The following is an 8,402-nucleotide window of genomic DNA, read 5'->3' as shown; positions in this document are numbered from 1 at the left end:
AAATAAGGGTAGAGAAAAAGAGGGTAAAAAGGTGATCGAAAAAAAACGGAATCCTAGATCACAATCGCCGGAATACGCATCCGTTTATGACCATCGAAATCTGGGGAATGAAACAGTCCGTTTCAGGCACTGAAATAATTGATATTTCCGTAATCGCCCTGATGCTCACCGGCATGCTACTTTGTCTTTCTGGTGCTCCAAAGTGGCTACCAAAAGGTATAGCGGTTTGTGCTATTGCCTACTTCTATTACAGCTGTTTTATCGCATATTCTGACGCCAAGGAAACATTCGGTGGTATGGGGCAACTTAATGACCTAAATGCCTTACTCGGTGGCTCAACGCGAGATGCAATGCGTGAAGCTGCCCCGTCTGTATTCTCAAAAGTGATTGAAATACTCTCTATTGGCTTCTGGCTAATACTGACAAGCTTCATCTCTATGAAAGTCTTTGTCTTTACGCCATACACAGAATCAACCTTATGGCTGCCAGTGAAACAGAAAGTCGCAGATCTAGTTAATAAAGCCACGGAAAAAGCGACAAGTAAATAAATACGGTTTTGGTAGGCTAACGGGTGAAGCAAAGGCTCAGCTTCATCTGCTAGCCACCATTATAAGAGCTTTATGATCAGAGTTTTTTGCCTGTAACGGAATAAACCAGTGGTATAGCATTACCTTTGTGAAGAAGCTGATAAGCTCCGCTTTCGCCTGCTACAAACCCTTCCAAGTAATACGGGCTGTATGGATATTCATTAAAACACTCAATGCTAATTCCAGACTTAACTAAGGCATTGATCACATCACTGACCGGATGCATCCAGGTGACCATTTTAGCTCTATCACCTGTGCAGTTTTCTGTATAAGTCCCATCATCTTCGATTATAGGTTCATCGCTCGCAAAGTATGCTGAGCCCAACAGCAATTCATCAAAAGGATGAAATTCAACTAAATGTATTTTTCCACCGGGCTTTAAAGCCTTTGAGACCGTTTCTGCCCATAGGTTAAGATCTGGCAACCAACACAGCGCACCATAAGAAACAAAAACAATATCAAATTTCTCTGGGCAGACTTCATTGAACTGGTATACATCCGAGCAAATAAAACTTGCTTCAAGGTTAGCTTGTTTTGCTATGGATTCTGCTTGAGAAATCGATTCCGACGACAAATCGACCCCGGTAACTTTTGCCCCCAACCTTGCCCACGACAGCGTATCTAAACCGAAGTGGCACTGTAGGTGTAACAGACTTTTCCCCTCAACAGAGCCAACTTCCTCTAACTCGATAGTATTGAGTGACGACTTCCCTTGGAGAAATCCATTTACATCATAAAACTGAGACTTTACGTGAACCTTTGTTCTCTTATCCCAAGCCTCTTTGTTTATTGCCAAGTAATCCATTAGCCGACAACTCCAATATTGGTCAAATTCTGAAGGCGATAAACTAGCAGAATAGGAACTAAGTTATAGATATAAATGACGTTTTATCGCACTTGTCATAAATTTTTGCGACACATTCCGCAACAAGCAACTCATATCAAGCACATTAAGACTTATAGGTGCACGTTCTCAGGTAAGCTCTTTTGTCATAAAGTGCAGTTGTCCTTCGGCTGGATACTCATCAAGCGTCATTTTACATTGGTAACCATTTTTTTCATAAAATGGCTTAGCCTGAAAACTCATCGTATCGACCAGGGAGAATCTACACCCTGACTCTTTTGCGTAATTTTCTAACGTTGCCAGTAACTGTGTACCCATACCCTGCTTGTGGCAAGTTTCATCTACCCATAGGTATTTAATCAACAACCAACTACCCCACGTACGACCGATAATCCCTCCTAGTTTGGCTCCATCATTACTATTAGTAAAACACGCAATGTGGCTCTCTTTAATATCACCAATGTATGGAATGTTATGCCGTTTTAACCCCTGATAAATTTCATCGACATCTTCACTGCTTGGGTTTTCGCTAATAATAAATTCCATTTAATTCCTTATCATTCTATTAGTTTGTGTTTCTGATAATTCAGTGCATCTTCAATTTCGCAACATGTCATCAAACTAGGGTTTCCACTCATAGCGAGTATTATTACAGACTTGGCGAAAACCTATGTCTTTGTACATCTTGAACCCTTCACCGGACGCCTGAAGTATCGCAAACTTGTAGCCTGCATCATACGAATCTCTTAATACGATATTCATCAAGCGGCGGCCGATACCTCTCTCCCTAAAGGCAGGTAACGTTGATACCCAATAAATCCCGACTACATCATGTTCAAAGTAACAGCAGGCAGTCGCGACTGGCTCATCATCATATAGCCCCAGATATAGTCTTACTGGATCTCTAAAACCTCCATCCATGAGTACTTTTCTATAGGTTGACCTCAATCCCTGGTTCAACTCAAAGCCATCAAAAAGAGCTGCTATCCACTGCTCTAAACGTTCATCACTATCAACCCGCTTAACCAAAAGCTTATCAACGGAGAAGTTGGAAAATGTACGGCTAGAGAGTTCAATAGCCATTCCAGGGCTTACAGAACCAACAGTTAAACCCTGAGATTCCAGTATATCCCCGATATTATTAGGGCTTGATGATGACCACACTTTCCAACAAAAATGATCCTTACCAGAAGCTAACTTTTTAAAAAACAGGCTAATCGCTGGTGACGAGTTGTGCAATTCAACATTGGTTTCCAGCACACCGTTGAAAACTGGACTATTGTCAGCACTTTCAATCCAGATAAATTGTTCATTCCTGTGCAGGGTAATCTCATCTGACTGAGCCAAGAACAAATCATATGACAGCTGATTTTTATCGACTAAACGCCCCAAGTCCAGACGATCAAGACCATTATGAATCCCCATACCTACCCCAAAATTACAGAAACCTGTTTATTTAGCTTTGATTGAAACAACACATCAAATGCTGAAACTGCCATGAAAGTACACAAACTTTGATACACGTCTACTTTGACAAATATCCCCAAGATATACAATCAGTTACTTATGAGGATTTATCGCTAGGAATGTTCGCATCGCACATAAGGACAATCATGGAAGAACTACAAGGTGGTCGTGAAGGTTTGATTCATCGGCATAAGGGTAAAATATATCGGCCTAGTGGCTTATGGTCCGAATCAGTACATCAGTTACTTACTCACCTGAGAAAAGAGCAGTTCAATTCTGCACCTGAGTCATTTGGTTTTGATGCAAAAGGCAATGAGATTTTGTCCTACGTACCTGGTGATGTTTACAACTACCCGTTAAGGGGTGCCATAGCGAGTATTGAAGCATTATGCTCAGCGGCTGTGCTCCTACGTAAATATCATGACGCAACCGTATCTTTTGCTCAAAGTGAACAATGTGAAAACTTGGATTGGATGTTGCCGGCTAGAAAGCCCTACGAAGTTATCTGTCATGGTGACTATGCCCCCTATAACGTGGCATTAAGTGGAGATCAGGTAGTCGGGATCTTTGACTTTGATACCGCACATCCAGCACCGCGGATTTGGGATATTGCGTATGCGGTTTATTGCTGGGCACCATTTAAAACCAGTCCTAATGATGCTTTGGGTAGCTTACCTCAGCAGATTTCGCGCGCTAAACAGTTCTGTGACTCTTATGGTTTGCCCCAACAAGAGCGAAGCCAGCTTGTTGATATCATGATATTACGTGTTCAAACCTTGATTGACTTCATGCGTAGCGAGGCTGAAAAAGGCAATCAGGCATTTATCAACAATATCAAAGATGAGCATCATCTAGCGTATCTAAACGACATTGATTACTTAAAACGTAGTAAACATAAAATTATAAGCAACCTGTAGTAAACAGCTCTCAATGAACAAAACGAGCAACTAACCAAACAAGAAAGCGTCTATGACATCAGTACCACAAAATAAAAATGAGTTAATCAATGCAATCACTTTAGCCTCTAGTAAGCTGATTGAGGACTACCGTTCTATTCCAGTTGAACTGTCTAGAACACATGGGATTGAGGGTAACGTCAAGGACACAACAATTAGTGTTTGCGATACGCTTGCCTACTTAATTGGCTGGGGAAAGCTAGTCCTTAAATGGCATTCTTTAAAGTCTCAAGGTAAGCATGTCGATTTCCCGGAAACAGGTTATAAGTGGAATCAACTTGGGCTACTAGCCCAAAGCTTCCAACATGACTACAAAGATTGGGACTATCAAAGTTTACAACGAGAGTTTGCAAAAGTTACCCAAGAAATTCTGGTATTAGTTAAGAGCATTGATGAGCAGGCACTTTATGGCGTTCCATGGTATGACAAATGGACACTTGGTCGTATGATTCAATTCAACACGTCATCACCAATGAAAAACGTACGAACAAAGGTCAGACGGTTTAAAAAAACACATGGAATCAAGTAGAGCCCACTTACAGTCACTCAGGCGAGTATCAGGGGATACTTTTCTTTGATGTTCGTTGGTTATGAATTAGAGCTAAGCTCCTTGTTTAAATGAGAAAAACGAAGGTGACAACCGCTGCCGTCACCAATACATCTCATTATTATTTCTTATGATTTTTAGCCACAAAAGAATCAAGCTTGTTCGCGAAGTTTTGTCGGTCGGATTGGCTCAGCGGTGCAGGCCCACCGGTCTGGATACCGCTACTTCTCATTGTCTCCATGAAGTCCCTCATTTGGAGGCGTTGCTTGATTGTATCCTTGGTATACATCTCGCCACGGGGGTTGAGGGCATGGGCACCTTTGGTGATTAGCTCATCAGCAAGCGGAATATCAGCCGTGATCACCAAGTCGCCAGCTTCAGCCTGCTGAACAATGTAATTATCGGCAACATCAAAGCCAGACTCTACCTGAATCGATTTAATATGTGGAGAAGGTGGCACTCTCACGTGGTGGTTTGCCACTAAGGTAACAGCAACCCCGACACGATTGGCAACACGGAACAAAATCTCCTTGATGACATTAGGACAAGCGTCCGCATCTACCCAAATCTTCATCTTTAATCCTTTCTATAAAGCAACAGCAACAGCAACAGCAACAGCAACAGCAACAGCAACAGCAACACTTTACTGCGTGCAGTCTAAAAAACAAACATAAGAAAGCCGCCAATTTGGCGGCTTTCTTCTATCAAGCTAAATCATTCATTGGCTTCTTTAACTCACCAACGTGATTTTAATTAGCCCACAAGGCCTTGCTTGCGCAGGTACTCTTCGTAAGTACCGTGGAAATCTTCAACACCATCTTTGGTGATTTCGATGATGCGCGTTGCAATCGAAGATACAAACTGACGGTCGTGAGATACGAACATCAAAGTACCCTTGAAGTTTTCAAGCGCCAAGTTCAGCGACTCAATAGATTCCATATCCATGTGGTTGGTTGGCTCATCCATCAATAAGATGTTTGGCTTTTGCATAATAAGCTTACCAAACAACATACGACCTTGCTCACCACCAGAGATCACTCGTACAGATTTTTTAATATCGTTCTGCGAGAACAACATGCGACCAAGGATACCACGAACCGTCTGCTCGTCGTCCCCTTCTTTCTTCCACTGACCCATCCAGTCCAGCAGTGTCATGTCTTCTTCGAAATCAGCACTGTGATCCTGCGCGTAGAAGCCAATGTTGTTGTTCTCTGACCACTTGATCATACCTTCCATTGGCTCCATCTGGCCTGCCAACGTATTTAGGAAGGTTGATTTACCGATACCGTTTTCACCGATAATCGCAATACGCTCACCCACTTCAACCAACAGTTTCACACCATTGATAAGGATGTTTTCGCCGTAACCCTGTTTTAGGTTTTCGACCTCAAGTGCGTTACGGAACAGTTCTTTCTCTTGTTCAAAACGGATAAATGGCGACTGGCGGCTCGATGCTTTCACTTCGTCAAGCTGGATCTTATCAAGCTGCTTCTGGCGTGAAGTTGCCTGCTTTGCTTTAGAAGCATTTGCAGAGAAACGGCTAACGAAAGTTTGAAGCTCAGCCATTTGCGCTTTTTTCTTGGCGTTGTCAGCAAGTAGACGTTCACGCGCAGCTTCAGCGGCTGTCATGTACTCGTCGTAGTTGCCAGGGAATAGACGAAGCTCACCGTAATCCAAATCAGCCATATGAGTACATACGCTGTTTAGGAAGTGACGGTCGTGCGAAATGATAATCATAGTGCAGTTACGCTCAAGCAAAACCTGCTCAAGCCAGCTGATAGTGTGAATATCCAAGTTGTTCGTCGGTTCGTCAAGCAGCATGATATCTGGATCTGCAAACAGAACCTGAGCTAGCAGAACACGAACTTTAAGGCCAGGTGCAACTGCACTCATCAACCCAAAGTGCTGCTCTTCTGGGATACCCAAGCCAAGTAGCAATTCACCGGCACGCGCTTCAGCAGAGTAGCCGTCCATTTCGGCGAATTCAGTTTCCAGATCGGCAACACGCATACCGTCTTCTTCAGACATTTCAGGTAGCGAGTAAATACGGTCGCGCTCTTCTTTAATCTTCCACAGTTCTTTGTGACCCATGATCACGGTATCAACTACTGTGTACTCCTCGAACGCGAACTGGTCCTGACCCAGTTTTGCCATACGCTCGTTCGGATCTGTTGAAACAGTACCTGCCGACTGCTCAAGTTCGCCACCCAGAATTTTCATGAATGTCGACTTACCACAGCCATTCGCGCCGATAAGACCGTAACGGTTACCTTCACCGAATTTAACCGAGATGTTTTCAAACAATGGCTTATCGCCAAACTGCATTGTGATGTTAGCGGTAGAAATCAATGTACTGTTCCAATAATGATTTATGTATCAAGCATTAAAAAAGCCGCCGATTTCAGGCGACTTTAGCAACGAAATTGGCGGCAAGGATAACAGAATTCGTGAACTATATCACTATGATTCCCTACTTTTGGCCTTTGATACGCACTCCTTCCACATACAGATATGCATTCAGCGTCATTTAAATAGAACAAGCCAGTACGGCTTGCCTTGAATGTACACATTCAATGTGCCGCAGACTCTATCCACCGGGATAACACTCTAGCTTGCTTGAGAGCATCAAAATTACGTTCAACATTGCGACGCGCATCTTGCCCCATCTGCTGACGCCTTTCAGCAGGTAAACGCAAAAACCGTTCAATTGCCTGGGCCAAAGCTGTTGCATCTTTCTCATTCACCATTAGGCCCGTTCCGGGAGCGACAATCTCTTTACACCCCATAATATTGGTCGTTATCACAGGTACTCCCACGGCCATTGCTTCTTTTAATACTAAAGGCCCGGTATCAACCAGGCCGGATTGTGCGACACAAAAAGGTGCAACCAAACAATCATATTGAGGGAGATTTTCCTGTACCCAACACGGCTCTTTCGAGCCAAGAAAATTGACATGTTTTGCAATACCTAAAGCTAAGGCTTGATGTTTAAGCTCCTCTGACAGTTCGCCGTCTCCAACAATATCAAGAGTAACCGGATACGTTTCACATAAGCCTTGCATACTTTGAAGCAAATAAGTAACGCCTTTAGGTTCGACAAGCCTACCCAAGAAGACCAGTCGTATTTTGTTATGCTTTAGCTTCGACTGGGGCTTGAATAACGAAGTTTTCACTCCACAGTGCAGGAGCTTGATATTGTTATTGCCCAGCTTTAAAAAGTCTTCCTTCATGTCGTTGCACACTGCCACGGCAAAATCACTTCTTTTGAGCTTTAGAGGGATATCAAAGGCATGCTCATAAATATCATGGCCGTGGCTAACAAACGAGCAGGAAATACCAAGCAACTTAGCTGCAGCTATGCTGTGAGAAGTTGTATGTTGGGCAAAATGAGCGTGGACATGTTCGACATTTAACTTCGCCATTTGAGATGCCAATTTGACGCTGTAATAAAATAGAGACCGCTTCGGCATCGATTGTTGTTCCATCACAAACTGAATACAGTTGTAAAGATTACTTGGGCTGATTCGCGCCAAGAAGTTAAAACTAAAACTCTCACCAACCTCATAAATTGGATAACTAAACTTCTGTGCCGAAAGATGTTTCTCAAAGGTCATCACACAAACATCGTGACCGCAGGATTCAATGGAATCAATTTCAGTTCGGATAAACGTTTCACTCAACACCGGAAATGTAGGTGCAACGAAGGCTACTTTTTTCATTATTACGCTCTCTATAGCAAATGTTTACACTATGAAAAGCAATAACTGTTCCTATCTTCTCAACATTATATGGCCGTTTATTCTCGCATTCTGCAATGCAGATAAGAAAATACTGGCAATAAGCAACATATCATCTGGCACACCATCTACTGCACTTCATCCACTCCCCCCTCTCTTCAGCACAGTATAAACACCACTTCCCTCTTTCAATATAACCCATAAAATTCAATGATATAGCAACCAGCCGTTCAGCAACTGATGCTATACGCACGATTTAGGTAT

Annotated in this window: 9 protein-coding genes; 3 read left to right on the top strand and 6 right to left on the bottom strand. The window is 42.9% G+C overall.

All coding sequences use genetic code 11. The features are described from left to right. The first annotated feature begins 86 nt into the window (after positions 1-86). Positions 87-548, top strand: a complete 462-nt coding sequence (locus BIT28_RS16420; protein ID WP_075765633.1) for a hypothetical protein — start codon at positions 87-89, stop codon at positions 546-548. A 76-nt stretch (positions 549-624) separates the two neighbouring features. Here BIT28_RS16420 and BIT28_RS16415 read toward each other — a convergent pair whose 3' ends face one another. The 3 genes from BIT28_RS16415 to BIT28_RS16405 form a co-directional block, all read right to left on the bottom strand. Next, positions 625-1,392 carry a class I SAM-dependent methyltransferase gene (locus BIT28_RS16415; RefSeq protein WP_075765631.1) on the bottom strand — a complete coding sequence of 256 codons (768 nt, stop codon included), beginning with the start codon at positions 1,390-1,392 and terminating at the stop codon, positions 625-627. Positions 1,393-1,560: 168 nt separating this feature from the next. Next, entirely contained in the window at positions 1,561-1,977 is a 417-nt protein-coding gene (locus BIT28_RS16410; protein WP_075765629.1) for a GNAT family N-acetyltransferase, read from the bottom strand. A 75-nt stretch (positions 1,978-2,052) separates the two neighbouring features. Next, positions 2,053-2,856 (bottom strand): GNAT family N-acetyltransferase, encoded by an 804-nt coding sequence (locus BIT28_RS16405; RefSeq protein WP_075765627.1) that lies wholly within the window; start codon positions 2,854-2,856, stop codon positions 2,053-2,055. Positions 2,857-3,044: 188 nt separating this feature from the next. Between BIT28_RS16405 and BIT28_RS16400 the strand changes: the two genes are divergently transcribed. Together BIT28_RS16400 and BIT28_RS16395 are read left to right on the top strand one after the other, a co-directional pair. Beyond that, positions 3,045-3,815 (top strand): aminoglycoside phosphotransferase family protein, encoded by a 771-nt coding sequence (locus tag BIT28_RS16400; RefSeq protein WP_075765625.1) that lies wholly within the window; start codon positions 3,045-3,047, stop codon positions 3,813-3,815. Between the two features lie 52 nt (positions 3,816-3,867). Beyond that, entirely contained in the window at positions 3,868-4,383 is a 516-nt protein-coding gene (locus tag BIT28_RS16395) for a ClbS/DfsB family four-helix bundle protein (RefSeq protein ID WP_075765623.1), read from the top strand. 139 nt (positions 4,384-4,522) lie between these two features. Here the strand turns inward: BIT28_RS16395 and BIT28_RS16390 are convergent, their stop codons facing one another. From BIT28_RS16390 to BIT28_RS16380, 3 genes are all read right to left on the bottom strand, one after another. After that, positions 4,523-4,975 (bottom strand): YaiI/YqxD family protein, encoded by a 453-nt coding sequence (locus BIT28_RS16390; RefSeq protein WP_075765621.1) that lies wholly within the window; start codon positions 4,973-4,975, stop codon positions 4,523-4,525. A 179-nt stretch (positions 4,976-5,154) separates the two neighbouring features. Next, positions 5,155-6,750, bottom strand: a complete 1,596-nt coding sequence (locus tag BIT28_RS16385) for an ABC-F family ATPase (RefSeq protein WP_075765619.1) — start codon at positions 6,748-6,750, stop codon at positions 5,155-5,157. Between the two features lie 221 nt (positions 6,751-6,971). Next, positions 6,972-8,120: a glycosyltransferase gene (locus BIT28_RS16380; protein ID WP_075765617.1), complete on the bottom strand. Its 1,149-nt coding sequence runs from the start codon at positions 8,118-8,120 to the stop codon at positions 6,972-6,974. Between the last annotated feature and the right edge of the window lie 282 nt (positions 8,121-8,402).

The organism is Photobacterium proteolyticum (genome assembly GCF_001939735.1).
GTDB classification, from domain to species: Bacteria; Pseudomonadota; Gammaproteobacteria; order Enterobacterales; family Vibrionaceae; genus Photobacterium; species Photobacterium proteolyticum.
Note: the sequence above shows the minus strand (reverse complement) of the source record. Positions and strands in the feature narration are given on the sequence as shown.

Bases quoted from the DNA above. Each gene is read 5' to 3' on its own strand.
- BIT28_RS16390 (WP_075765621.1), bottom strand. From the start codon at position 4,975: ATGAAGATTTGGGTAGATGCGGACGCTTGTCCTAATGTCATCAAGGAG.
- BIT28_RS16380 (WP_075765617.1), bottom strand. From the start codon at position 8,120: ATGAAAAAAGTAGCCTTCGTTGCACCTACATTTCCGGTGTTGAGTGAA.
- BIT28_RS16410 (WP_075765629.1), bottom strand. From the start codon at position 1,977: ATGGAATTTATTATTAGCGAAAACCCAAGCAGTGAAGATGTCGATGAA.
- BIT28_RS16415 (WP_075765631.1), bottom strand. From the start codon at position 1,392: ATGGATTACTTGGCAATAAACAAAGAGGCTTGGGATAAGAGAACAAAG.
- BIT28_RS16405 (WP_075765627.1), bottom strand. From the start codon at position 2,856: ATGGGGATTCATAATGGTCTTGATCGTCTGGACTTGGGGCGTTTAGTC.
- BIT28_RS16400 (WP_075765625.1), top strand. From the start codon at position 3,045: ATGGAAGAACTACAAGGTGGTCGTGAAGGTTTGATTCATCGGCATAAG.
- BIT28_RS16395 (WP_075765623.1), top strand. From the start codon at position 3,868: ATGACATCAGTACCACAAAATAAAAATGAGTTAATCAATGCAATCACT.
- BIT28_RS16420 (WP_075765633.1), top strand. From the start codon at position 87: ATGACCATCGAAATCTGGGGAATGAAACAGTCCGTTTCAGGCACTGAA.